The organism is Klebsiella sp. RCJ4 (assembly GCF_009025755.1).
GTDB lineage: Bacteria > Pseudomonadota > Gammaproteobacteria > Enterobacterales > Enterobacteriaceae > Klebsiella > Klebsiella michiganensis.
In genome coordinates, this window is sequence record NZ_WCIN01000043.1 from 148,687 (window position 1) to 174,401 (window position 25,715).

General features: G+C 54.5%; 22 protein-coding genes. 8 read left to right on the forward strand and 14 right to left on the reverse strand.

Annotated features, from left to right (window positions below; genetic code table 11):
• Window positions 1–50: 50 nt before the first annotated feature.
• The 6 genes from F8562_RS23575 to F8562_RS23600 form a co-directional block, all read right to left on the reverse strand.
• Complete coding sequence (locus F8562_RS23575; RefSeq protein ID WP_014226682.1) at window positions 51–1,178, reverse strand: oligogalacturonate lyase family protein; 1,128 nt, start codon at window positions 1,176–1,178, stop codon at window positions 51–53.
• A 70-nt stretch (window positions 1,179–1,248) separates the two neighbouring features.
• Window positions 1,249–2,535 (reverse strand): ABC transporter substrate-binding protein, encoded by a 1,287-nt coding sequence (locus F8562_RS23580; protein ID WP_004105307.1) that lies wholly within the window; start codon window positions 2,533–2,535, stop codon window positions 1,249–1,251.
• 16 nt (window positions 2,536–2,551) lie between these two features.
• Window positions 2,552–3,679 (reverse strand): ABC transporter ATP-binding protein, encoded by a 1,128-nt coding sequence (locus tag F8562_RS23585; RefSeq protein WP_014226681.1) that lies wholly within the window; start codon window positions 3,677–3,679, stop codon window positions 2,552–2,554.
• 12 nt (window positions 3,680–3,691) lie between these two features.
• Complete coding sequence (locus F8562_RS23590; RefSeq protein ID WP_014226680.1) at window positions 3,692–4,594, reverse strand: carbohydrate ABC transporter permease; 903 nt, start codon at window positions 4,592–4,594, stop codon at window positions 3,692–3,694.
• Window positions 4,587–5,477 (reverse strand): carbohydrate ABC transporter permease, encoded by an 891-nt coding sequence (locus F8562_RS23595; protein ID WP_014226679.1) that lies wholly within the window; start codon window positions 5,475–5,477, stop codon window positions 4,587–4,589. Before F8562_RS23595 ends, F8562_RS23590 begins: the two co-directional genes overlap by 8 nt.
• A gap of 495 nt (window positions 5,478–5,972) precedes the next feature.
• Entirely contained in the window at window positions 5,973–6,299 is a 327-nt protein-coding gene (locus tag F8562_RS23600; RefSeq protein ID WP_004853896.1) for a cupin domain-containing protein, read from the reverse strand.
• Between the two features lie 136 nt (window positions 6,300–6,435).
• On the opposite strand from F8562_RS23600, the gene F8562_RS23605 reads away from it, so the two are divergent.
• Window positions 6,436–7,128 (forward strand): aspartate/glutamate racemase, encoded by a 693-nt coding sequence (locus F8562_RS23605; protein WP_014226678.1) that lies wholly within the window; start codon window positions 6,436–6,438, stop codon window positions 7,126–7,128.
• Window positions 7,129–7,272: 144 nt separating this feature from the next.
• On the opposite strand, the gene F8562_RS23610 is transcribed toward F8562_RS23605, so the two are convergent.
• The 6 genes from F8562_RS23610 to F8562_RS23635 all read right to left on the reverse strand — a co-directional run bounded on the left by F8562_RS23610 (window position 7,273) and on the right by F8562_RS23635 (window position 13,881).
• On the reverse strand, window positions 7,273–8,013 hold the full coding sequence (locus tag F8562_RS23610; RefSeq protein WP_032720136.1) for a DUF1120 domain-containing protein: 741 nt from the start codon (window positions 8,011–8,013) through the stop codon (window positions 7,273–7,275).
• An 11-nt stretch (window positions 8,014–8,024) separates the two neighbouring features.
• Window positions 8,025–8,696 carry a DUF1120 domain-containing protein gene (locus F8562_RS23615; protein ID WP_014839441.1) on the reverse strand — a complete coding sequence of 224 codons (672 nt, stop codon included), beginning with the start codon at window positions 8,694–8,696 and terminating at the stop codon, window positions 8,025–8,027.
• An 87-nt stretch (window positions 8,697–8,783) separates the two neighbouring features.
• Window positions 8,784–9,350 (reverse strand): hypothetical protein, encoded by a 567-nt coding sequence (locus tag F8562_RS23620; RefSeq protein WP_124235026.1) that lies wholly within the window; start codon window positions 9,348–9,350, stop codon window positions 8,784–8,786.
• Between the two features lie 11 nt (window positions 9,351–9,361).
• A complete protein-coding gene (locus tag F8562_RS23625) occupies window positions 9,362–11,836 on the reverse strand; it encodes a fimbrial biogenesis usher protein (RefSeq protein ID WP_224256558.1) in 2,475 nt (824 codons plus the stop codon).
• A gap of 62 nt (window positions 11,837–11,898) precedes the next feature.
• Window positions 11,899–12,600, reverse strand: coding sequence for a fimbria/pilus chaperone family protein (locus tag F8562_RS23630; protein WP_032720188.1), 702 nt, complete (start codon window positions 12,598–12,600; stop codon window positions 11,899–11,901).
• A gap of 357 nt (window positions 12,601–12,957) precedes the next feature.
• A complete protein-coding gene (locus F8562_RS23635) occupies window positions 12,958–13,881 on the reverse strand; it encodes a LysR family transcriptional regulator (protein ID WP_014226671.1) in 924 nt (307 codons plus the stop codon).
• A 133-nt stretch (window positions 13,882–14,014) separates the two neighbouring features.
• Here F8562_RS23635 and lysA point away from each other — a divergent pair, with 133 nt between their 5' ends.
• Window positions 14,015–15,277 carry a diaminopimelate decarboxylase gene (gene lysA, locus F8562_RS23640; protein WP_014839437.1) on the forward strand — a complete coding sequence of 421 codons (1,263 nt, stop codon included), beginning with the start codon at window positions 14,015–14,017 and terminating at the stop codon, window positions 15,275–15,277.
• A gap of 39 nt (window positions 15,278–15,316) precedes the next feature.
• Here lysA and F8562_RS23645 read toward each other — a convergent pair whose 3' ends face one another.
• Window positions 15,317–16,318, reverse strand: a complete 1,002-nt coding sequence (locus tag F8562_RS23645; protein ID WP_162140818.1) for a LacI family DNA-binding transcriptional regulator — start codon at window positions 16,316–16,318, stop codon at window positions 15,317–15,319.
• A 303-nt stretch (window positions 16,319–16,621) separates the two neighbouring features.
• Between F8562_RS23645 and F8562_RS23650 the strand changes: the two genes are divergently transcribed.
• The 4 genes from F8562_RS23650 (at window position 16,622) to F8562_RS23665 (ending at window position 20,712) form a co-directional block, all read left to right on the forward strand.
• Window positions 16,622–17,959, forward strand: a complete 1,338-nt coding sequence (locus tag F8562_RS23650; RefSeq protein WP_014226668.1) for a PTS sugar transporter subunit IIC — start codon at window positions 16,622–16,624, stop codon at window positions 17,957–17,959.
• A 7-nt stretch (window positions 17,960–17,966) separates the two neighbouring features.
• The gene (locus F8562_RS23655; protein ID WP_014839435.1) at window positions 17,967–19,394 is read left to right on the forward strand and encodes a glycoside hydrolase family 1 protein; all 1,428 of its coding nucleotides are present in this window, start codon (window positions 17,967–17,969) and stop codon (window positions 19,392–19,394) included.
• Between the two features lie 68 nt (window positions 19,395–19,462).
• Window positions 19,463–20,236, forward strand: a complete 774-nt coding sequence (locus tag F8562_RS23660; protein WP_004105268.1) for a GntR family transcriptional regulator — start codon at window positions 19,463–19,465, stop codon at window positions 20,234–20,236.
• Window positions 20,233–20,712 (forward strand): GNAT family N-acetyltransferase, encoded by a 480-nt coding sequence (locus F8562_RS23665; protein ID WP_014226666.1) that lies wholly within the window; start codon window positions 20,233–20,235, stop codon window positions 20,710–20,712. The genes F8562_RS23660 and F8562_RS23665 overlap by 4 nt, the downstream gene beginning before the upstream one ends.
• Here the strand turns inward: F8562_RS23665 and galR are convergent.
• Window positions 20,673–21,689, reverse strand: coding sequence for an HTH-type transcriptional regulator GalR (galR, locus tag F8562_RS23670; RefSeq protein WP_014839434.1), 1,017 nt, complete (start codon window positions 21,687–21,689; stop codon window positions 20,673–20,675). The two genes, F8562_RS23665 and galR, sit on opposite strands and share 40 nt — an antisense overlap.
• Window positions 21,690–22,311: 622 nt before the next feature.
• Here galR and aas point away from each other — a divergent pair.
• Together aas and lplT are read left to right on the forward strand one after the other, a co-directional pair.
• Complete coding sequence (gene aas, locus F8562_RS23675) at window positions 22,312–24,471, forward strand: bifunctional acyl-ACP--phospholipid O-acyltransferase/long-chain-fatty-acid--ACP ligase (RefSeq protein ID WP_014839433.1); 2,160 nt, start codon at window positions 22,312–22,314, stop codon at window positions 24,469–24,471.
• Window positions 24,464–25,657, forward strand: a complete 1,194-nt coding sequence (gene lplT, locus F8562_RS23680; RefSeq protein ID WP_042934164.1) for a lysophospholipid transporter LplT — start codon at window positions 24,464–24,466, stop codon at window positions 25,655–25,657. Before aas ends, lplT begins: the two co-directional genes overlap by 8 nt.
• Window positions 25,658–25,715: the final 58 nt, after the last annotated feature.

Sequence of the window (25,715 nt, forward strand, 5' to 3'; positions counted from 1 at the left end):
GAACATGTAGCCCGGCTAAGCACCGCGCGAGCCGGGACGTTGCCGAATCACTACACCTCTGCCAGATACAGCGCCGGCATACCCTCTTTATCGGAGGTAAACAGCACCCAGCGGTTATCCGGTGAAAATGACGGATGTGGATGCGTCGCCTGGCGCTCGCCTTCAATCACTTTCCAGGTGGAGTCGTGGCGGCACACCGCAGTCTGCTTATCGGCGGCAATATCAAACACCCAGATAAACGGATCGTTAAGCTGTATATCGCCGGTGCTGTGCGGCGCGCCGTCGCCGACCACCAGGGTGCCATCGTGATTGCTCATCAGATGTGAGCAGGGAGGAATGGCCATCAGCTGGCGATTTTCCAGCGTTGCCGGGTCGGCGCGGTACAGATAGCGATGCGGATCGTTTTCCTGATGCGCGACATAGTAAAGCGCGGAACCATCCGGCACCCAGAATTCGTGGGTAAAGCTCTCTCCCGACCGGTGCTGGCGAACCTTGCGCATATGGCTGCCGTCAGCGTTGATAAGCCACATTCGGGCATCGATAGCATCGCGCGGGCCTTCGTGGCAGAAGGCGATGGTGCCGTCATCAAACGGGCGGTAAATCGGGTGGCCGAGCCAGCGTTTTTCCTGCAATACCACGCGCTGCTCGCCGCTGCGCAGGTCGATATTAATCAGCCGGCACTCCGGCTCGGTGAAGTAGAATGCGCGGAACTTGCCCCAGTCGGTCAGCGGCTGCCAGTCGCTTTTTTTGATTTCGATACCCACCATCTGGCTGCAATCGCTATTGGCGACCCAGGTCCCGTAGGCCACCCATTGGTCATCCACCTGATATACCACCTGCTCCTCCAGCGAGGCCAGATCCACACGGCGCAGCTGCTGGTTATTTTTCACGTACCACAGCGACCGGTCGTCGGCGGAAAGGAAACCGCCAAAGGTGTTATCGCCCGGCCCGTCGGTGAGCTGGGTGGCCTGCTGCCTGGCGATATCGAGTAAATAGTAGTTCCAGTGGCCTTCAAACGCGCCGCCGAAAATCAGCTTGCTGCCGTCCCGGGTAAAGCATTTTTGATAGAAGTAGTTGCGGTGGCAGATAACATGCGGTGGCGTCATCCGGATCACCTGGTGACCGGTTTCGCTGTCCTGCGTATGCAGAAAGCTCAGCGGGATGATTTTGCCTTTCATGATTCATTCACTCCTTGCTAAAAAAATACCCCGCAGCCGGAGCTGCGGGGTAGGGACCGATAACGGGTTGTTAGCGCATCGCGCGGCGCAGGATGCGGTCAGACTGACGCTGGAAGTCAATTGCCGTCTCTTCTACGGTTTTCTGCCCGTAGTCGATGTACTGCAGAGAGGTGCCGAACTGGGCGACGATCTGCGGGTCATCAAAGTATGGCGACACCGAGAGTTTGGCCGGCAGGGACTGCGCCAGGCGCAGGCCTGATACCGCCGGATCGTCCTCTTTGATCGCGCCGTTTTCGGTCAGGTATTGCACCGCGACTTTGCTCAGCGGCACGCCGCGCTCAAGGCCCAGCGTCTCAACGCCTTCTTTGCTGTTCAGCAGGAAGTTGATCACCTTCGCCGCCGCTTCCGGATTTTTGGTGGATTTACCAATGGAGAGCATCTGCGCAGGTTTAAAGAACAGACCCGCGTCGGTGGCGCCCGGCAGCATCGGATAGCTGCCCAGCTCCAGCTTCGCCGGCGGCTTCAGGTTGTCGGAGTATTTGTTTATGGTGGAGTTCCACATATAGGTCCCCGCCCACTCGCCCTGAATCCACGGCTTCATTTCATACATGTTGCTCTTACCGAACGAGGCATAGTACTTGGTGTCCGGCATGACGTGGCTGTCGATAAGCTTTTTATACATCTGGAAGAATTCGACCCACTGCTCTTTGCTGTAGGAGAATTTCTTGGTTTTTTCGTCGATAGCCGGCTGGTTGTACTTCTGAATCATATATGAATTGAGCAGCGCCAGGGTGTCCTGGTGCTCCAGCACCACCGGGTAATACTGTTTACCCAGCTTGCTCTCAAAGGTTTTACCCGCCGCCATCAGCTCGTCCCAGGTTTTCGGGTACTCGACGCCGGCTTTTTTCCAGGTCTCGTCGTTGAAGTAGAACACGCGAGCGGTGACGGAAATAGGGATACCGTTAAGCTTGCCGTCCACCGTGGTGGTTTGCAGCTCTTTGGCATCAAACTGGCTCAGGTCGATTACGTCCTTCATCTTATTCAGATCGTAGAAGCCTTCGCCGTTTTTCGAGAAGATCGGCAGCCAGTTCCAGTTAGTTTGCATCACGTCCGGCTCCGTGCCGCCGGCGATTTGCGTGGTCAGGCGCGAAAGATGGCCATCCCAGCCGGTATATTCCGCTTTAACATTAATATCCGGGTTTTGTTTATGAAACTCTTCCAGCGCCTTCAGGGTCACCTGGTGACGGCCGTTGCCGCCCCACCATGACATACGCAGGTCGACATCCTTCGCCATGGAAGGTAACGCGGTAAGGCCCAAAGTTGCGGAGATTGCGGCGCTTAAAAGCACTTTTTTCATTTTAATACTCCAGGGTTCACAGAGAGATGTTCTGTTCAGTTTTGGCATCAAAGATATGACATTTGTTGAGATCGAACTTGAAATGCACCGTGCGATGAAGCCCTTTCTCAATCATTGGCTTCGCTTCATCGGAAGGCACGCGGGCGGTCAGTTCATAATCGGCAACCTTCAGGTAGACGAAGAATTCATGGCCCATGTTTTCCACCCGCACCATTTCACCGGCGCAGGAGCCTTCAGCAAACGGTTCATCGGAGATGGAGACGAACTCCGGGCGGACGCCAAAGAACACCTGCTGGTTCTTATGGGTCTCGACCTTACTCTGCAATCTGTCGTTTAGCGGCAGCAGCCCGTCGCCAACGGTCAGATGCAGGCGACCCGCTTGCTCAACCAGCTTGCTGGGACGAATATTCATCTCCGGCGCGCCGATAAACCCGGCCACAAACATGTTTTTCGGCTTGTGATAGAGGTTGTCCGGGGTATCCACCTGCATGATATGGCCTAGCTTCATCACGCAGATGCGGTCGCCCATGGTCATCGCTTCGGTCTGATCGTGGGTAACGTACACGGTGGTCGCCGGTTTACCGGATTTCTTCAGCTGCTTATGCAGGTCGGAAATACGGATGCGCATCGAGGCGCGCAGCTTGGCGTCAAGGTTAGAGAGCGGTTCATCGAACAGGAACACATCCGGTTTCTTCACAATCGCGCGGCCAACCGCTACGCGCTGGGCCTGGCCGCCGGAGAGCTGACGCGGCAGGCGGTCCAGCAGCTCTTCCAGCTCAAGGATTTTCGCCGCTTCGTTTACCTGGGCCTCAATCTGGTCTTTTGGCAGCTTGCTCAGCTTCAGGCCGAAGGCGAGGTTTTCGCGCACCGTCATATGCGGATAGAGCGCGTAGTTCTGGAAAACCATCGCAATGCCGCGCGCTTTTGGCGCGAGGTTATTCACGATTTTCTCGCCGATCCGCACTTCGCCGCCGCTGATGGTTTCCAGACCGGCCAGCATGCGCAGGGTAGTGGATTTGGCGCAGCCGGACGGCCCAACGATAACCATAAACTCGCCGTCCGCGATTTTCAGATCGATACCATGTACCGCCTTGAAGCCGTTGGAGTAGACTTTTTCCAGTTTGTTGAAAATAACTTCAGCCATGATATTTCCCTCTTAACCTTTAATTCCGCTGCTGGTAACGCCCTGTACGAAGTAGCGTTGTGCCAGGAAGAACACGATGATGGACGGCAGAATGGAGATGCTCGCCATTGCCAGAATTTCGTTCCACGGAGCGCCTTCCGTGACGTCGATGGACATTTTCAGCGCCAGCGCGATGGGGTATTTATCCACGCTGTAGACGTAAATCAGCGGACCGATAAAGTCGTTCATGGACCACATGAACTGGAACAGCGCCACCGAGATAATCGCCGGTTTCAGAATTGGCACCACCACGTACCACAGCACCTGAATGGAGTTGCAGCCGTCAATCTGCGCCGCTTCTTCCATGTCGCGCGGAACGCCGCGCAGGAACTGAATCAGCATGAAGACGAAGAACCCCTGAGTGGCGAAGGCCAGCGGCAGGTACAGCGGCAGATAGCTGTTCAGCATGCCCATTTCACGGAACATCAGGTACTGCGGGATCAGCAGTACGGTGCTCGGCAGGAGCATGGTGGTGATCAGCGTGGCGAACCAGAATTTCTTCCACGGGATCTCGAAGCGGGCAAAGCCGTAGGCCACGATGGTGGAGGAGATAATGGTCAGTAGCACTTTCGGGATCACATACTTGAAGGTGTTCAGCATGTAGTGGCCGAAGTTGTACTCGGTGCCGGTTTTCCAGCCGTTGATAAAGCCATCCCAGGTCGCGTGGGCAGGCCACAGGCTCAGGGTGGTGAAGATCTCGTGGTTCGGTTTGAACGACGCCGAGAACATCCATACCAGCGGGTAGAGCATCAGCAGGCCGACGAACAGCAGGATCACGTAGCGAATCGAGCGGCTGACTTTTTCACGACGCAGCGTCCGCGCGACTTCACGTTCGGCGATGTCCCTTGCTTCAGAGATTTGTTGGATATCAGCCATTTTTGCCTCCCTTATCGGCGGAGTAGAACACCCAATATTTTGAAGACTTAAACGCAATGGCGGCAAAGACCGCGACCACCAGGAACAGCACCCATGCCAGCGCCGCGCCGTAGCCCATATCGAAGTACTTAAAGGCGGTGTCGTAGATATAGAGCGAGAACAGATAGGTGGAGTAGGTAGGGCCGCCGCCGGTGATGACGTACGGGCCGGTAAACTCCTGGAACGCCTGAGTGGTCTGCATGATGAAGTTGAAGAAAATCACCGGCGTGATTAGCGGCACCGTGACCTTCATAAACATCTGCCATTTTGACGCGCCATCGATCATCGCCGCTTCATATTGTGATTGCGGAACGTTCTGTAGCGCCGCAAGGAAGATGACCATCGCCGAACCGAACTGCCAGACGCGCAGCAGGGTGACGGACATCAGCGCCAGCGAGGGCTCGCCGAGCCAGTTGACCGGGTCGAAGCCAAGTACGCCGATAAAGCTGTTCAGCAGGCCGTCGATAGCAAACAGCGCGCGCCACAGAACGGCGATCGCCACCGAGCTACCGAGAATGGACGGGATATAGTAGGCGGTACGGAAAAAACCGATGCCGCGCAGCTTAAAGTTGAGGACAAAAGCGATCCCCAGCGCGAAAGCCAGTTTTAACGGGATGGTTAAAAAGACATACGCAAACGTCACGCCCATCGATTTCCAGAAGAGGCCATCTTCGGTCAGCATGTAGCGATAGTTTTCGATGCCGTTAAACACCGGTGGACTCATCAAATCGTACTCAGTGAAACTGAGGAAGAAAGATGAAACAAAGGGAAAGGCGGTAAAGACTATCAACCCTATGATATAGGGGGATATCCATGCCAATCCCAGCATTCTGTTTTCATTCATACATACCTACCTGGCTTACGAGTTTGTAATACGGATTCGGGGTTACTGCCTTTCCCGCGGCCCATGCCGCCGGAAAGTTAATGCGTTCCTGGTATGTCAGCGGTGAATCATTCCTTGTTAACGGTGCGTGTGTTGAGCGTTTTTGCGCGCTTGTCGTCCCTGGAGAACATCTGTTTTTTGATTTTGTCTTACCCAGCGTCCTGATTTTGTAAAACGCCGTTTTAATTTTATTTTATTGCTATTTATTACGGAGTCATTCGGTTGATCGCGGAAATGTGATCAAAGTCGAAACGATGTTTCAAAAAGGTGCTGGCGCGCGCATTTTGCAGGAGGCCAGGTCATAGAAAAGGATGAGCGGCAGGCGCAGTGAGGCTATTCAGGCGGGATTAATTGCTCTGCTAATCATTATGCTACGACATACTTTATGACAATTATTATTAGCGGAAAAGTTCAGAAAATGGTGGGCATGCCTGGCATGCCCTGGGGCAGGAGAGATTACTTTTGCAGAAAATCCTGACGAACGGGGGTAAAGGTATCAAGAAGCGTGCCCGGCTTAAGGCAGACGCAGCCGTGCATAATTTCCGGCTTCTTATAGAGCGTATCGCCGGCGCTGACTACGTGCTTTTCATCACCGATGGTGAACTCAAACTCGCCGGAGAGCACATAGGTGAGCTGCTCGTGCGGGTGATTATGCATCGGCCCGATAGCGCCCGCTTCGAAGTTCACTTCAACCGCCATCATCTTGCCATCGTGCGCAAGGATGCGGCGGGTGACGCCATTGCCCAGATCTTCAAGGGTGGTCTCTTTATGAAAAATAAACATCCGCTGGTCCTGTAATTAAATGAAACAATGTTTCATTTAATCTATCGCATAATCTTCTAAAAGGAAACGATCGTCGGGAGAAGTGGAAAGTCGATCACAACTTTGTTTTACTGAAAACCTCACACAAGGAGGGATGATGAAAACGATTGGTCTGTTAGGCGGCATGAGCTGGGAATCGACGATTCCTTACTACCGGCTGATTAACGAAGGTATTAAAGCGCGCCTCGGCGGCCTGCACTCCGCCAGCCTGCTGCTGCACAGCGTGGATTTCCACGAAATTGAAGCCTGCCAGTCAAGCGGCGACTGGCAGCGCGCGGGCGAGATCCTCGCCCAGGCGGCGGCCGGCCTGCAGCAGGCGGGCGCCGAGGGGATCGTCCTGTGTACCAACACCATGCATAAAGTCGCGCAGGCGATAGAAACGCGCTGCGACGTGCCGTTTTTGCATATTGCCGACGCTACCGGACGAGCGATTATCGCAAAGGGCCAGCGCCGCGTTGCGCTATTAGGCACGCGCTATACCATGGAACAGGATTTTTATCGCGGCCGCCTGCAGCAGCAGTTTGCTATTGATACGCTGATTCCGGAAGCTGACGATCGCACGCGGATTAACCAGATCATTTTTGATGAACTGTGCCTCGGCGTCTTTAGCGAGCATTCACGCGACTACTATCTTCAGGTCATCGAGGCCCTGGCGGAGCAGGGGGCGGAAGGGGTGATTTTCGGCTGTACCGAAATCGGCCTGCTGGTGCCGGAAGAGAGCAGCCCGCTGCCGGTGTTTGATACGGCCGCGATCCACGCGGCGGACGCGGTGGAGTTTATGCTTTCCTGATGCTGAGGGCTGGAAAGCGCATGGTTAGCCCAATTTTAGATGCTTTTTAGACCTGGCCAAACCAGCTCAAGGAAGCGGCAGTAAAGACGTCAGGGGTTTATGAAAAGCCGGGAGAATTCCTCCCGGCTTAAACACTGTTACCGATTACAGGTAATCAAGATTGAAGGTCACGCTGCCGTCAATCTGTTCCTGGTCGGTGATTGATTGTAATTCACTGGAAAGATAGAATCTGGACAGCAGAGCAAATGTAGCCGATGTGGAAGCTCCAGGCACAGCATCACCTGTACTTGAAAAAGCGATATAACCGACATTACCAATGCCACCTGCGGCGTTGTTTAGTGGACTCATTGCGTAATGATAAGTATTAGTACCAGCAGCGTCTGGTAGTACTTTCCAATCGGAGTCTGATGCAGTTGTTCTACCAATGCGGGTAACTGATAAGCTGGTGCTACCATTTACTGCGCTGTTACTACCGTCTTCGATGAATGACAAAAAATAACCGCCAATGTTTTTACTGCCATCTGCGGTTTTTCCCAATCCCATAATCGTTGTAGCAGCTCCACTCGACATAATCCCAAGATCCGATGCTGAAACCGCGCTGTCACTGCGATTATCGGTCATTGATATTTGGTATTTTAACGGGCTGGTGCAGTCGACAACAAGTTTGGTAGTGGTATCTTTTACAAAATATGACCCAGTCGCTGGTAGTTTATCGGTACTGATCGTTCCCAGGTCAATATTTGGCGTGGACAATGTCGCGGTGCAGGTACCGGTAGAAACCTGGCCTTTTACCAGCAGTGTTGCGGATGGACTCACCGCCATTGTCAGCCCGGAAAAAGCCATTGTGGCCGCCAGCAGAGAGTATTTAAACATTCCTGTTTTCATTGTTTCTTCCCTTACATGTAATCGATATTGATGGTGGTGTTACCGTCAAACTCGGCGGTGCTGGTGATGGCCTTCATATCGCTGCTGATAGACGGTGTAACCTGCAGGGTGAAGGTGTAGTTCTTCTTCGCAACCGGGGCGTTACCGCCCGCGTCGGTGTAGGTGATGTACTGTGGGCTGGTACCGTTATTGACAAAGGTATCGGAAGAGAGTGCGCTCCAGGTATCGGTCATGGCTTTGCCGGTGCTGGAAAGCAGGCTACCTTCAGTGGACTCCGCGGTCACCTTGCTGATTTTAATGCCGTAAGAGCCGATATTGATGCTATCCGCTGTGCCGAGGCCGAAAGCGGTGTTGGCATCGGTGCCTTCATCAGAGTGGATGGCGACAGAATCTTTGCGGTTATCGACAAAGCTTATCGCCACGGCCTGCTCGGTATCCTTGCAGTCAACGACGGTATCAATGGTCTTTGGGGTCATTGTATAGGTGCCGCTGGATGGCAGGGCATCAACATGAACCGGGCCAAAATCCAGCGTGCCACCACCGGTCAGGGCAATCGAGCAGGCTGATGGGGTGACGATACCGCTGATGGTCATGGTGGCGCTGGTACCAGCATGTGCGGTAAATGCCGTTGCCAGAAAAGAGCCAAAAACTCCTGCGGCAAGTGACAGTTTTTTAAATTGCATAATAAACTCCATTTTAAGTGATCACTTTTGTTGATTAACGGTTCATATTATTCACCGTAATAATATTTCGATTATTGGAAATAGTTATTACGGTTGTTCAATACGAACAGTTAAATTCCCTTCCAGTGTTTTATCGTTCGCTAAATCGCTGTAAGTGCTTTTGGCTACCCACGGTTCGATATTGAGTGTTGCTGTGAAATTTTGCATCGATACGGTATTTCCGCTTGCATCGGCAGGTTTTACTTTATCTCCCATGTATATTTGCAGTGAGGATACGGATTCGGTGCTAATATCTTTTCCTGAAATCCTTTTTATAAATAATGCTCCTTCGTCAGAAGATATATTACTTATCGTTAACATGACTTTGCCGGTATCCGAGAACGTCAGATCGCCGTTGCTGGTCATACTACCAAGGAATGAAATGTCGAACGCTTCTTTCTGTGGACAGATAACTGATAACTGGGCCTGTCGTTTATTTAACGCAGCAGCCTGTCCTTTATCTGTTGCAGTAAAATTCAATTCATCTTTATGAATTCTTCCGTAATTTTGGCTGGCAGGCGCAATTTGCACGTTACAGTCGGTATAGTCCGCCAGTACACAACCACTGGTGCTTAATCCGAATACCAGCAGTGCGGAAGGTAGTTTATTCATCATTAACCCCATTTTTACGGTTGGCACGTTGCATCAGCTTTTTGATAAAAACTCTGTTCACTGTTCTGCTCATCCAGCGTGAATTGCACACGGCATTGATGGCCTTGCTGATCGACATTGGCGTAAATTTCCGGCGTGGCATCTACATCGTTGATAAAGACCACTCCGTCTTCCACTGCGGTGGTGACATACTGATTTTTAGCGTCAACCAGCGTTTCGCCTTTCGGGATCGGTTTACCGTCTGGCATATGCAGAGTTAGCATGGCGCGTCGTACTTTAATCACCCCAAAATTAACCTGGGTAACTGAACCATGTCCCGGCGTTAGTTTCTTTATCCCATTATTGATGTCGATATTTTTCGGCAGAGTCTCGGTGTTTATTTGTAGGGTATTTACTCTGTAAACCGGGGCGGAGGCAGATACTGCCTGGCCCCAGAAATCGGTCCATACCGGTCCCTGTGGTGTTGAAACCTCTACGCCGGAGACGTTGTCATTCAATGAAATGATACTAAAGGTGTCATCAACGGCATACGGTGAGAACGTCACGCCCTGACTATGCGCGACAATGCCGCCGGATATATTGGCTGAGTAATTTTTAAAATCATCGCCAGTTTTCGACGCGTTCAGGTTCAACGAGGTGTAGTGCATGTTGGAACTGAATCCTGCCGCAACGTATTTATCATTGTCGTCGTCGCCTTTTTCTGCTGTGACGTTGTAGTATGAGTTCTGACTTAACGGGCCGTTGGCCTGCAGGCCGTAACGGGTTTTCTCGCCATCGTCACGCATATAGCTCTGTACATTGTGGCGACCAAACGGGATGTTGATGCTGACGTAGAAGGTGTCGTTGTCATGGTAGCTATCGTTATTGTCAGTATCGGGTGTACTTAACGCATGCTGCCAACTGGTGTTTACAGTGGCATATCTGAAAGTTTTTCCCCAGTTCAGCATGAACTGGCGGGAATCACTGTTGTTATCAAATCCCTGAGATTGTGACAGGGAAAATGACAACGAGCCGACATAAGCATGTGACCAGCTTAATGATGCGCTATAGCTATTTTTTATGCCTGTGACGTCATCTTCATCCTGAAGAGTGTCGAGCAACGTGCGGAATCCGGCCGTATTGTGGGTGCCTGACAGGTTGACGGAAAAGTCCCAGGGGAGTCGGTAGTTCATCCCCAATTGAAACTGATTTCCGGAATGATCGTTGCGCTGATCCCACGCGCCAAGCGTCGTGCCATAAAATGACAGCGATTTTGATGGCACAAAGTTAGTACTGGCGGCGAGAGACTGGTATTTTTCCGCTGTCATAACCCCTGCGCTGAGATTGATTTCCTGTGCAATCTGCCAGCCGTTGGATACCGTTAATATCCACGGTTTGTCATGCTTTGTGTCGATATCACGCAGCGTACCGCCAGCGAATGCCCATCCCTGCGGCGCACGCAGACGGGCACCGACTAAATTGGCCGCAGGCACGGTGAACTGGCTGGATGAACCGTTGGTCTCTTTAACCTCGACCAATAAATCTGTATTGTTGTTGGCAATGGGGACATCGTTAAGCGTAAAGGGCCCGGCCGGAACCAGCGTGGACATAATCAATACGCCGTTCTGACGAATTTCTACACGAGCCTGATCGCTGCGGGCAATGCCGGATACTGTGATACCACTACCCAATTCTCCGTTTAACGCGGTTTCTGGCGTAAGCTGCACACCGTTTATCCCGGATAAGCTAAACGGTGTGCTCTGGATGTTAATCGCCCCGGCCTGGAGCGTCTTTTCAATACCGCTAAAGGTTCGCTGAACGTAGCCATACAGTACGCTGCTGTCTTGTTCGCCATTGGAATCAGTGACAATCACCTGGCTACGGGCTAGCCAGTCGGCGACGTTGAACCCAGCCTCAAACGTCCCCTGGTTATAGTTAGAGTTACCACCACTGTACCGGCTCTGGCTGGTGAATACGTTGTAGTTCAGCAGTGCAGCACTACCACCAGTTTGATAGTTTTTCGGTTTATTACGATTATCCAATGCATTACCGGGCACGATGAGAGCGACTCTTTCCTGACCGGGGTCCAGCTTAATGACCGAATCCGGCCAGGTTGCAGTATAGTCATAGCAGACGCGTGCATCCGATTTATCGTCATTGTCTGTCACTTTATCTGGCTCTTTTAATCCGACGAAATCGTTAAATTCTTTGTCAAAGCAAGGCTCACCTGATTTATTGAAGAACAGCGAGATATCGCCCTTTTCATCACCATTCAGCGTCAGGCTGACTTTTTGCATCCCCGGCGAAAAACGTGCTCCGTGGGCGAAATACTCAGCGACTTCAGGGGATATACCACGATTTTTCAACGTGGTAATATCGAAGCTGGCAAGAACCATATTTGATGAGCTGACCCTGCCTGATAATGATTCAGGAAATTTTCCAGCAAACGTGCAAGAAGAGAAGACAATAAGTGGATACAGGTATGCACCCGAATAAAATCTGTTTTTCATAAAGCACAATTCCATTTGAGCCAGAGCAGAAACGGCAATGCATGCTCTGAAATAACAGCGAATTAGTTATTTTTAATAGTGGCAATGTAATCCTGTACCATAATACCGAAACGGGATGCTGGAGATATTTTTATTTGGCTGTCAGTAACACCTTTATCCATTTTTATAGTTTCGGTTTCACCCGGCAGTAACCAGGTGTTGCGTAACATACCTTTACTACCGGAAGGAACGGTGGAGATTTTTTGCGACAGGCGAACGACATAAGGGCTCGGGTTATTTACAGTGAGTGTATTTCCTGTCTTTTTCCAGACTAATTTATCCCATGGGGTGGTGTAGTCAGGTACGTTCTTTGGGCGAATGATCACTGGAATCGTCTGGCGAATTGTAGCTGTAATTAACTTAGCACCCGCCGGTTTTGCCTGCTGGATGCCCTCAAACGAAACACGTTTATATTGTTCAACGGTAAAGGGAGTCTGAATATCCAGCACAAAACGTACACGCTGAGTTTCTCCAGCCTCAACACGAACAATTGGCTGTGTTGCAATGAGTTTTGTGTTTTTATTCTGAGGCCCTGCAATATCGGTTATCGTGGTGTAAAGGAGCGCGGCCTTATCATCCGTATTTTTAACGTTCATACTGGCACCATTATCATCGGTATTAATGAGTAATACAGAAAATTCTGGGGTCATTCCGGTTGCATGCGCCGCTGGAGAGATGACTGTGCTCAGAGTCATAAGTAAAGGAAGTGCAAATGTGTATTTCATCTTCATGGGATCCATCATCCATAATGGGGGGGGTCGATAAATATTATATTCAAGTTTTTCTTAAATAAAATTAGTTGTAGTTAATTCTACATGCAGTTTATCTTTAATTATCGATTTTATGTATGCATTTGGGTTGAATTATATCATTATAATAATATTATGACGCATATCTATATTTCGCCATTGGTTGAATATTATGTGCTCGTTTTGAAATTTACTTATGGTCATGAACTGATGGGGGGGATCGTGAATGGCCGGTGCTGCTGACACGCTTTAAATATATTGTTAATTATTTTTTAACATGTGAGAAATTAACAAAATATTTTGAGCCAGCTATGCGATATGTTTTTTAAGAATTTATAAATTTATCCAGCAGTTATAAGATTCAATGATATCAGGTAGTTGGTGTATTAGATGGCTGCTAAATGCATCAACCAGCGCAGATGAAGGGCGATGTAAAGGGTGCACCAGATTGACTGAAAACGGAACCGAAACGCTAAATCGGCGGATAACGACTCCGCTACTGGCGTAGTCCATTGCGGTGAGTGGATTCACGACTGAGATCCCCACGCCAGCGCGAACCATGGCACAGACAGAAGCGGCGCTGTGGGTTTCAATCACCATGCGACGTTTTACTTGATATTCATTAAAGAGCGAGTCCAGTAGCTGACGATAGCTGTCGGTACGGGAAAGACTAATGTAGTTTTCGCCTTCAAAATCCTGCGGCGTGAGTGCCGATTTTTGGGCCAGTGGGTGGCCAGGAGGCAGAACACAAACTTCATCAAGACAGAGAAGTTCGGTTCGCTGTGTACCGGCTGGGGTATGCAGTGTTTCGGTGATGCCAAGGTCGTGACGTTGGGCTGACAGCCACTCTTCCAGCAGCGGTGATTCTTGCGGCACTATCTGAATATTGACCTGCGGATAACGACTTAAAAAGGATTGCAGCAGCGGGGGCAGAAAAGATTGCGAAAAGACCGGCAGACAGGCTATCGACAGCTCGCCCTGGCGGAACTCGCGCAGGCTTTCCGCGGCGCTGACGATTCTGTCCAGACCGTACCAGGAGCGCTGGACCTCTTCAAACAGACGTAACCCCTGGACCGTGGGCTGCAGGCGCCCGCGCGTCCGGGAAAACAGCGTCAACCCCAGCACCTTTTCAAAACGCGCCAGCTCGCGGCTGACGGTGGGCTGCGAGGTATGCAGCATGCGTGCGGCCTCGGTCAGATTGCCGGTGGTCATCACCGCATGAAAGATTTCAATATGACGCAGGTTGACGGCGGGCATGGGGGTTCCTTAAGTGGCGCAAGCCATATCATTTTTGCATAGACTGGCAATAAAACGATATTTTTTATTGCGTACGCGCTGTGGCGTAATCGTAAAAAACAGAAATAACGCACACACAGCACCGGAGTTCCTTATGCCACACTCGCTTTACGCTACCGATACCGACCTGAGCGCAGAAAACCTGCTGCGTCTGCCCGCCGAATTCGGCTGCCCGGTTTGGGTTTACGACGCGCAGATTATCCGCCGCCAGATTGCCCAATTGAGCCAGTTCGACGTGGTGCGTTTTGCGCAGAAGGCCTGCTCCAATATCCACATTCTGCGCCTGATGCGCGAGCAGGGCGTGAAGGTGGATTCGGTGTCGCTGGGCGAGATCGAGCGCGCGCTGGCGGCCGGGTACGATCCGCATCAGCATCCGGAAGATATCGTCTTTACCGCCGATCTGATCGACGATGCAACCCTGGCGCGGGTGAAAGAGCTGCAGATCCCGGTCAACGCCGGCTCAATTGATATGCTGAGCCAGCTGGGCGAAGTCTCTCCGGGCCACCGCGTCTGGCTGCGGGTTAACCCGGGCTTCGGCCACGGCCACAGCCAAAAAACCAATACCGGCGGCGAGAACAGCAAGCACGGGATCTGGCACAGCCATTTAACGGCGGCGCTGGAAGTGATGCGTCGCTATCAGCTCCAGCTGGTGGGGATTCACATGCATATCGGTTCTGGGGTCGACTATGGTCACCTGGAACAGGTCTGCGGCGCGATGGTGCGTCAGGTTGTTGAATTCGGGCAGGATCTGCAGGCGATCTCCGCCGGCGGCGGACTGTCGATCCCGTATCACGACGACGAAGAGGCGATCGATACCGATCACTACTTCGGCCTGTGGAACGCGGCGCGCGAGCAGATCGCTAAACATTTGGGCCATCCGGTCGCGCTTGAGATCGAACCGGGCCGCTTCCTGGTGGCGGAGTCCGGCGTGCTGGTTTCTCAGGTTCGCAGCGTGAAGGAGATGGGCAGCCGCCACTTCGTGCTGATTGACGCCGGTTTTAATGATTTGATGCGCCCGGCGATGTACGGCAGCTATCACCATATTACCGCTCTCGCCGCGGACGGCCGCGATCTGCGCGCCGCGGCGAAGGTGGAAACCGTAGTGGCCGGGCCGCTGTGCGAATCGGGCGATGTCTTTACCCAGCAGGAGGGAGGGAAAGTGGAAACCCGCCTGCTGCCAGCGGTGGCGCCGGGGGATTATCTGGTGCTGCACGATACCGGCGCTTACGGCGCGTCGATGTCTTCTAACTACAACAGCCGTCCGCTGCTGCCGGAAGTGCTGTTCGACAACGGCAAAGCGCGGCTGATCCGTCGTCGCCAGACCATTGAAGAGCTGTTGTCGCTCGAGCAGCTGTAAGGTGGTGCCCGATGGCGCTTCGCTTATCGGGCCCGCTAATTATGCGTAATACGGCCCGGTGGTGACCGACTCGCGCAGCACCAGCTTGCCGGTAAACGGCGGTATGGTCTCGATCGGCTGGCCGTTGGCCAGCTTGATGGCCTGATCGATAGCGGTGGTGATCATGTTATCGATCGGCAGATAGACCGTCGACAGCCCCGGCTCCAGCCATTTCGCGCTCGGCGCGTCATCAAAACCAAACAGCGAAATATCCTGCGGGATCCGCAGCCCTGCCTGATGCAGCGCTTTCGACGCGCCCAGCGCCATATCATCGTTACAGGAAAACAGCGCGCTAAACGGCGTTTTCTCTTCCAGCAGCTCGCAGCAGAGTTCATAGCCGCGGCTCATGGTGGAGTCGCCGTATTTCACCTTCGCCGGATCCCACTTGATGCCGTGCTTTTTCAGCGCGTTACGATAGCCTTCCAGGCGAGCTTTACCCGTCGGCGTGTGCATCGGCACGGTCAAACAGGCAATATCGCGATGGCCCTGGGCAATGAGGTACTCAACCGCCTGAAACGCCGCGTCCTGCTGTTCGAAGAACACGCAGCGCTCCCGGGCCTGGCTAACGTCGCGGTTGATCACCACCAGCGGCATGGCGATAGACTCAATCAGCGACATAATCTTCTTTTCGCTCATATGGCGCGTGTAGAGCACGATGGCATCGCACTGGCGATCGGCCAGCATCTGCACCGCCTCTTCTTCACGCTCCGGCGCATCGTGGCCGTCGGTGACGATCAGCTGTTTGCCCCAGGCTTCCGTCTGGCGCGAAGCCTGCTGCAGCAGGCGGCCAAAATAGAAGCCGTCAAAGGTGGAAACCACCAGACCGATGCTGTTGCTCGTGCGGTTTGCCAGCGAGCGGGCGAGAAAGTTAGGCCGATAGCCCAGCTCTTCCATCGCCTTAAAAACCTGTTGGCGGGTACTCTCTTTCACCTGACCTGTGCCGTTCAACACGCGGGAAACCGTCGCTTTAGAGACGCCTGCGCGAATTGAGACATCCAGCATTGTAGCCATTCATCCGATTCCTGATATCACGTGGTGAACCGCAGTTTATCACAGACATTCAGGGGGATATGGCTTCATGGCGCGGTAAAAAACCATCGCGATCACGCTTTTACAGGAATTGATCGCAGGGAAAAGAAAACCGCAAATGCGGTATGCCAATTATCGCCTTTCTGGAATGCCAATGAACGGGTTGGGAGCTTAATCACAGAACTTATTCTCCTCAGTGGCTATTTTTTGGTATGCCAATAGGTGTTTGGCTGTACACCTGGTGCGCTAAAAGCCCTTAAACCTGAGGTATCCTCTATGGCATTGCAGGACAAACTGATCGACTCACTGGGGAGTTTCGCCACGAAATTCAACAGCTACCGCTACATCATGGCGATAAAATCCGCTTTTATTACCCTGATGCCGGTGATCATCGTCGGCGCCTTTTCGGTGCTGATCTCCAATATGGTGCTGGATCCGAAAAACGGACTCGCCAGCTTTCAGGCGCTCTCTTTTCTGGCGGCGCTGAAACCCATTACCAGCGCGATCAACTACGCCACCCTTAACTTTCTCAATATTGGCGCGGTCTTTCTTATCGGCATCGAGCTGGGGCGGATTAACGGCATCAAGAGCCTGTTCCCCGGTCTGCTGGCGGTGATCTGCTTTATCTGCGTGACGCCGACCACCGTCGAAATGATGGTCGACGGGCAAATGCATGAAGTGAAAGATGTGCTGCTGCGCCAGTTTTCCGATACCCGTAGCCTGTTCCTCGGTATGTTTATCGCCATTCTGTCGGTGGAGATTTACTGCTGGCTGGAGGGCCGCAAGGGGCTGAAGATCAAGATGCCGGATACCGTACCGCCCAACGTATCGGCGTCGTTCTCCGCCCTGATCCCGGCCATTATCACCACCACGGTGATTGCCACCTTTGGCTTTATTTTCCATCAGGCCACCGGCATGTACCTGTATGACGCGGTCTATCAGGTGGTGCAGCAGCCGCTGGAGCGGGTGGTGCAAAGCCTGCCGGGGATCCTGCTGTTGATGTTTGTCGCGCAGCTGTTCTGGGTTATCGGCATCCACGGCAACCAGATGATCAAACCGATCCGCGAACCGCTGCTGCTGGGAGCCATCACCGTCAATATGAGCGCCTTTGAGCAGGGCAAAGAGGTGCCTAATATCATCACCATGCCGTTCTGGGACGTTTATATGAGCATCGGCGGATCGGGACTGACGATTGGCCTGCTGATCGCGGTCATGATCGCCACCAAACGCAAAGAGATGAAAGAGATCGCCAAGCTGTCGATTGGGCCGGGTCTGTTCAATATTAACGAACCGGTGATTTTCGGCATGCCGATCATGCTCAATCCGATCCTTGCGATCCCTTTTATCATCACGCCGCTGGTGACCGGCAGCATTGGCTACTTCGCGACCGCCGCCGGCTTTGCCGGTAAAGCGGTGGTGATGGTGCCGTGGACCACCCCGCCGCTGATCAACGCCTGGCTCTCTACGGCGGGTTCGATGGGGGCGGTGGTGACGCAGCTTATCTGCATCCTGACCGCGGTGCTGATCTATCTGCCGTTCGTCAAAATAGCCTCCCGCCGCGCGGAAAACGCTCAGCGCCAGGCGGAGAACGAGCAGGCCAGCCAACAGATATGAGGACACAATGACGACAGTAAAGATGGCGATCCCCCACGACTTTATCCTCGGTGCCGCCGCTTCCGCGTGGCAAACCGAGGGCTGGAGCGGTAAGAAAGCGGGCCAGGATTCCTGGCCGGATCTCTGGTACAAGAACGACCGCCGCGTCTGGCATAACGGCTACGGCCCGGCGGTGGCGACCGATTTTATCAACCGCTTCCGCGAAGACGTGCAGTTGATGAAGCTGGCGGGGCTGACCCACTACCGCACGTCGATTAACTGGTCGCGCTTTCTCACCGATTATGAAAACGTCACGGTCGATGAAGACTATGCGGCGTACTACGACCAGCTCTTCGATGAACTGCTGGCCAACGGCATCGAGCCGATGATCTGTCTTGAGCACTATGAACTCCCCGGCTATCTGCTGGAGCAGTACGGCGGCTGGGCGTCGAAAAAGGTGGTTGAGCTGTTTGTGCAGTACGCGGAGAAAGTGTTCGCCCGCTATCACCACAAAGTCACGCGCTGGTTCACCTTCAATGAACCGATCGTGGTGCAGACCCGCGTTTATCTGGATGCGCTGCGCTGGCCTTACGAGCAGAACACCGGCACCTGGATGCAGTGGAATCACCACAAGGTGCTGGCGACGGCAAAAGTGGTCCGGCTGTTTCGCGAGAAAGGCTATCGCGGCACGGTAGGCTGCATTCTTAACCCGGAGGTCACCTATCCGCGCTCAAAAGCGTCGCACGATGTACGCGCCGCCGAACGCTACGATCTGTTTTATAACCGGGTTTTCCTCGATCCGCTGGTCCACGGCCTCTACCCGCCCGAGCTACTGGCTCTGCTCGAACAGCACGGGGTCTCCTGGGATTATGACGCGGAGGAGCTGGCGATAATCCGCGACAACACCGTTGATGAGCTGGGGATTAACCTCTACTACCCGCATCGGGTTAAGGCTCCATCGCGCGCCTGGCATCCGCAGACGCCATTCCATCCGGCTTACTACTATGAGCCCTTTGAACTACCGGGACGGCGGATGAATAACTCCCGCGGCTGGGAGATTTATCCGCAAATCGTTTTTGATATGGCGATGCGGATCAAGCAGGACTACCGCAATATTCCGTGGTTTGTGGCGGAAAGCGGCATGGGCGTGGAAAACGAAGGGCAGTTTCGCAATGGCGAAGGCACCATCGCCGACGACTACCGGATCCGTTTTATCAGCGAGCATCTGTGGCAAACGCTGCGCGCGCGGGAAGCGGGGGCCAACTGTCACGGCTACATGCTGTGGGCGTTTACCGACAACGTTTCGCCGATGAATGCCTTTAAAAATCGCTACGGGCTGATTGAAATCGATCTGCAAAATAATCGTGCGCGGCGGCCCAAGGCGTCCGCCAGCTGGTTCCGTAAGCTAGGCGAGAGCCGGGAATTGACGCTGGATATTGACGATGAGTGGCGCTAGCCGGGCTGAAATTTTGCTAAGATAGCGGCCGATATTGACTCGCAGGCTCATAACGCACAGGTGATATTGTGGAGAAGGCTATCATTCCGCCGGAAAAGAAACCCTACCAGGAAATAGGTGATGATTTACGCGCACAGATTGCGCAGGGGCGCTATCCCATCGGGTCGCGCCTGCCGCCGGAACGCAATATCGCCGAGACCTACGGCGTGAGCCGGACCATCGTCCGCGAAGCGCTGCTGATGCTGGAACTGCAGGGGACGGTCGACATTCGCCAGGGCTCCGGGGTGTACGTGATGCGCATCCCGCACGAGGACGATAGCGAGGAAGAACAGATGTTGAGCAGCGACGTCGGGCCGTTCGAGATCCTGCAGGCCCGCCAGCTGCTGGAGAGCAATATCGCCGCTTTTGCCGCCAAAATGGCCACCCGCGCCGATATCGATAACCTGAAGCGGATTATTGAGCAGGAACAGCGGGCGATTGCCGCCAACGATACCAGCCAGGATAACGCCCGGCTGTTTCACCTGGTGCTGGCCGGCGCGACGCAAAATCAGATGCTGCTGGCGACGGTTGAGCGCATCTGGCTGCAGATGGACAGCAGCCCGCTGTGGCAGCAGTTCAACGTGCATATCGCCAGCCGGGCGTACCGGCTGAAGTGGCTCGGGGACCGGCAAACGCTGCTCGCCGCCCTGCGCCGACGCGATGTGATGGGGGCCTGGCAGGCAATGTGGCAGCATCTTGAAAATGTCAAAAACAGCCTGCTGGAGCTCTCCGATGAAGACGCACCGGACTTTGACGGCTATCTCTTTGAATCGGTACCGATTTTTCAGGGAAAGCTGGTATGATTATTCACCCCCTCTACGCTGCGCCGCAGCACGCTTCATGCGTAACGGAGTGGCTCTGGCGAGCGTTTGGCGCTGACGCGCTGCCGCGGGCGTTCTTCGCCAGCATTGTCGAACATAGCCAGACGCCGGGAGCGCTGCCCATTACCTTTGTGGCCGTGGAGGGCGAGAGGCTGCTGGGCACCGTCGGCCTGTGGCGCTGCGATTTAATCAGCCGTCAGGATCTCTATCCGTGGATGGCGGCGCTCTACGTGGCGCCTGAGGCGCGCGGGCAGGGACTGGCGGGAAAACTACAGCAGCACGTCATCGGATATGCCAGAGCGCAGGGCTATACCGAGCTATTTCTCTACTCCGCCTGCCGCGATTTTTATGAGCGTTTTGGCTGGCAGTATATCGGCGAAGGCCTGGATTATCCGGCCAGCGCCGTCAGTTTATACCGCTACGATTTATCGCTGTCGAGGGGCGCAATCACCGAGTGACGGCGGACCAGCGTGGGGCTGAAAAGGTGGGTAATCTCCGGCGGCGGGCGATGCTCCGCCAGCGCTAACGCCAGCTCCGCGGCCTGCGTCGCCATGGTGACAATCGGATAGCGTACGGTGGTCAGACGCGGGCGCACGTAGCGCGAAATCAGCACGTCATCAAAGCCAATCAGCGAAATCTCACGCGGCACATCAATCCCGTTATCGTTTAATACGCCCATCGCGCCGGCGGCCATCGAGTCGTTATAGCAGGCGACGGCGCTGAAGTTCCTGCCGCGGCCCAGCAGCTCGGTTATCGCCTGTTCTCCGCCGCTCTCATCGGGCTCGGCAAAGGTCACCAGGCGATCGTTGCACGGCAGATCGCTCTCTTTTAACGCTGCCCAGTAGCCCTGCAGCCGGTCTTCAGCATCGGAAATAGCGTGATTAGAGCAGAGGTAGCCGATGCGGGTGTGCCCCTGCTGAATCAGGTGGCGGGTCGCGAGCCATGCGCCGTAGCGGTCATCCAGCGCCACGCAGCGCTGCTCGAAGCCGGGCAGGATGCGGTTGATCAGCACCATGCCGGGGATTTGCTGCATCAGCGAGGCCAGTTCGTCATCGGGGATCATTTTGGCGTGGACCACCAGCGCCGCGCAGCGGTGGCGAATCAGCTGTTCAATCGCCTGGCGCTCTTTATGGAGGTTGTGATAGCCGTTACCGATCAGTAAAAAATTGCCGGTATTGTAGGCGACCTGCTCGACGGCTTTCACCATCGCGCCGAAGAAGGGGTCGGAGACATCGCCCACCACCAGGCCGACGGTTTCCGTTGACTGCTGCGCCAGCGCGCGGGCGTTGGCGTTGGGGTGATAATTTAGCGTTTCCATCGCGGCGCCTACCGACTGGCGCGAGGCTTCGCTGGCTTTCGGTGAATTGTTAATAACGCGGGAGACGGTAGCGACGGAGACTCCTGCGAGCCGGGCTACATCCTTAATAGTCGCCATACCAGGCCTTTTTTAGGGTAAGCGTTTACATGGCATTTATGTTACGGGAAAGCGCGGCAGATTCAAGGGTTGGTACTTTTGGGTTAATGCAATTGTGACGCAGATTAGCGTTGCGGGTGAAATAGTTACCCACAGGGGAGCGGAGAATGATTCCGGGAACGGACAATTCACACCTTTGCTTACACTTTGCGATTGGCTGTTGCGAATGTTCGCTGGTTAACCCATTCATTGCATTGATACTCTGGCTATCCCAGAGGTATTGATAGGTGGAGTCAACTTCAGGTTGACCACTTAATTACACCAGCCTGCGCAGATGCGCAGGTTTTTTTTTGCCCGCCGTTAGCCGTTGTTACAGTTCACGAAAAAAGTAATAACTGGTTGCACTTAGGCTCATTCCCTTGCGTTTTATGGCTGGCGCCGGCGGCGGGAAAAACGAGACAATCAGGATCCCAGAGGTATTGATTGGTGAGTTTTTTAAGTACGCTTTTCGTACTGATTATCTTGCACCGACCTGCGCGGATGCGCAGGTTTTTTTTGTCCTGAATTCCGCTCCTCCTGGTGCATTTTCCGTCCCTTCTCATGTAACCTGCTTTGACTGATTAACCGGTCAAACGGAGTTGTTATGCTTTTGGGATTTTTCAGACTACTTTTCAAAGGATTGTACCGGGTCAAGTTAACCGGTGACCCCCAGGCGCTGCACCAGCACAAGGTGCTGATTACGCCAAACCATGTCTCCTTTATTGACGGCGTACTGCTGGCGCTTTTCCTGCCGGTGCGCCCGGTGTTTGCGGTCTATTCCTCAATCAGCGATCGCTGGTTTATGCGCGCGCTAAAGCCGATTATTGATTTTGTGCCGCTGGACCCGACCAAACCGATGTCGATAAAACATCTGGTCCGCCTGATTGAGCAGGGGCGCCCGGTGGTGATTTTCCCGGAAGGGCGGATCTCGGTGAGCGGTTCGCTGATGAAAATTTACGACGGCGCCGCCTTTGTGGCGGCGAAGTCGCAGGCGACCATCGTGCCGCTGAGAATCGAAGGCGCTGAACTAACCCCCTTCAGCCGCCTGAAGGGGCTGGTCAAGCGCCGCCTGTTCCCGCGCATTCAGCTGCATCTGCTGCCGCCTACGCATCTGCCGATGCCCGATGCGCCGCGCGCCCGCGACCGGCGTAAAATTGCCGGTGAAATGCTGCATCAGATCATGATGGAGGCGCGGATGGCGGTGCGTCCGCGCGAAACGCTGTATGAGTCGCTGCTCGCGGCCCAGGACCGCTTCGGCGCGCGCAAACGCTGCGTGGAAGATATCAATTTTCAGCCGGACACCTACCGTAAGCTGCTGACCAAAACCCTCTTCGTGGCGCGCATTCTGGAAAAATACAGCGCCCAGGGCGAAAAAATCGGCCTGATGCTGCCGAACGCCGGAATAAGCGCGGCGGTGATTTTTGGCGCGATTGCCCGCGGACGAATCCCGGCGATGATGAACTATACCGCCGGGGTCAAAGGCCTGAGCAGCGCCTTTACCGCGGCGGAAATCAAAACCATCTTTACCTCCCGCACCTTCCTCGATAAAGGCAAGCTCTGGCACCTGCCGGAGCAGTTGACGCAGGTACGCTGGGTATTTCTCGAAGATTTAAAAGGCGAGGTTACCGCCGTCGATAAGCTGTGGATTTTTGGCCATCTGCTGATGCCGAAGCTGGCTCAGGTTACGCAGCAGCCGGAAGACGCGGCAATGATTCTGTTTACCTCCGGCTCGGAAGGCAATCCGAAAGGGGTCGTGCATAGCCACAAAAGCCTGCTGGCCAACGTCGAGCAGATTAAAACCATTGCCGACTTTACCGCCAACGACCGCTTTATGTCGGCGCTGCCGCTGTTTCACTCCTTTGGCCTGACGGTCGGTCTGCTGACCCCGCTGTTTACCGGCGCGGAGGTCTTCCTCTATCCCAGCCCGCTGCACTACCGCGTGGTGCCGGAGCTGGTATATGACCGCAACTGTACCGTGCTGTTCGGCACCTCCACCTTCCTTGGCAACTACGCCCGCTTTGCGAATCCGTATGATTTTTATCGCCTGCGTTACGTTGTCGCCGGGGCGGAGAAGCTGCAGGAGAGCACAAAGCAGATCTGGCAGGACAAGTTTGGCCTGCGCATTCTTGAAGGCTACGGCGTCACTGAATGCGCGCCGGTGGTATCGATTAACGTGCCGATGGCGGCGAAAGTGGGCACCGTTGGCCGCATTCTGCCGGGGATGGACGCGCGTCTGCTGGCCATGCCCGGTATTGAAGAGGGGGGCCGTTTACAGCTTAAAGGGCCGAACATCATGAACGGCTATCTGCGGGTGGAGAATCCCGGCGTGCTGGAAGCGCCCGCGGCGGAAAATCAGCACGGCGTAGTCGAGGCCGGCTGGTATGACACCGGGGATATCGTCAGCTTTGACGAACAGGGCTATGTGCGGATTCAGGGCCGCGCGAAGCGCTTCGCCAAAATCGCCGGTGAGATGGTGTCGCTGGAGATGGTCGAGCAGGTGGCGCTGGCGGTTTCGCCGGACAAAATGCACGCCACGGCGATTAAACAGGATGCCAGCAAAGGCGAGGCGCTGGTGCTGTTTACCACCGATAATGAACTGAATCGTGAAAAACTGCTGCGCTATGCCCGTGAACACGGCGTACCGGAGCTGGCAGTACCGCGCGACATTCGCTGGCTGAAGCAGCTCCCGGTACTGGGCAGCGGCAAGCCGGACTTTGTCACCCTTAAAGGCATGGTTGAACAGGCGGAAGGTTCGGATGAGTGAGTCAGTACACACTAACACGTCGCTGTATTCGAAAGGGATGATGGCGGTTATCTGCGCCCAGTTTCTTTCGGCGTTTGGCGATAACGCGCTGTTGTTCGCCACCCTGGCGCTGATGAAGCAGCTGTTCTACCCGGAGTGGAGCCAACCGGTATTACAGATGTTGTTTGTGGGCGCTTACATTCTCTTCGCGCCGTTTGTCGGACAGTTTGCCGATAGCTTTGCCAAAGGACGGGTGATGATGGTGGCGAACGGCCTGAAGCTGATCGGCGCGGGGTGCATCTGCTTTGGCGTGAATCCGTTTATTGGCTATACGCTGGTGGGCATCGGCGCTGCCGCCTATTCTCCGGCTAAATACGGCATTCTCGGCGAGCTGACCACCGGCGATAAGTTAGTGAAAGCGAACGGCCTGATGGAGTCCTCGACCATTGCAGCGATCCTGCTCGGCTCGATGGCGGGCGGTATCCTGGCGGACTGGCATATCATGGCGGCGCTCGGCGTCTGCGCGGTGGTGTACGCCGGCGCGGTGGTCGCCAACCTGTGGATCCCGAAGCTGCCGGCGGCGCGTCCCGGGCAATCGTGGCGCTTCAGGCCGATGACCCACAGCTTCTTTAGCGCCTGTACGACGCTATGGCGCAACGGTGAGACCCGCTTTTCGTTAGTCGGCACCAGCCTGTTCTGGGGAGCGGGCGTGACGCTGCGCTTCCTGCTGGTGCTGTGGGTGCCGGTTGCGCTGGGCATTACCAGCAACGCCATGCCGACCTACCTTAACGCGATGGTGGCGGTGGGGATTGTGCTGGGGGCCGGCGCGGCGGCGAAGCTGGTGACGCTGGAAACGGTGTCGCGCTGCATGCCCGCCGGGATATTGATTGGCGTGGCGGTCATCTTTTTCGCCATCCAGCAGGCGCTGCTGCCGGCGTTTGCCCTGCTGCTGCTGCTCGGCGCGTTCGGCGGCTTCTTTATCGTGCCGCTTAACGCCCTGCTGCAGGAGCGAGGGAAACATACGGTCGGCGCGGGCAACGCTATCGCGGTGCAGAACCTCGGCGAAAACGTGGCGATGCTGCTGATGCTGGGCCTCTATTCGCTGGCGGTGAGCATCGGTATTCCTGTCGTCGGCGTAGGGATTGGCTTTGGCGTGGTGTTCGCCCTGGCGATTACAGCCCTGTGGATTTGGGGACGGCGTAAATAATCTCCCGGAGGCGGCGCGTCGCGCCTGTCCGGGCTACAAACCGCACAAACTTGTAGCC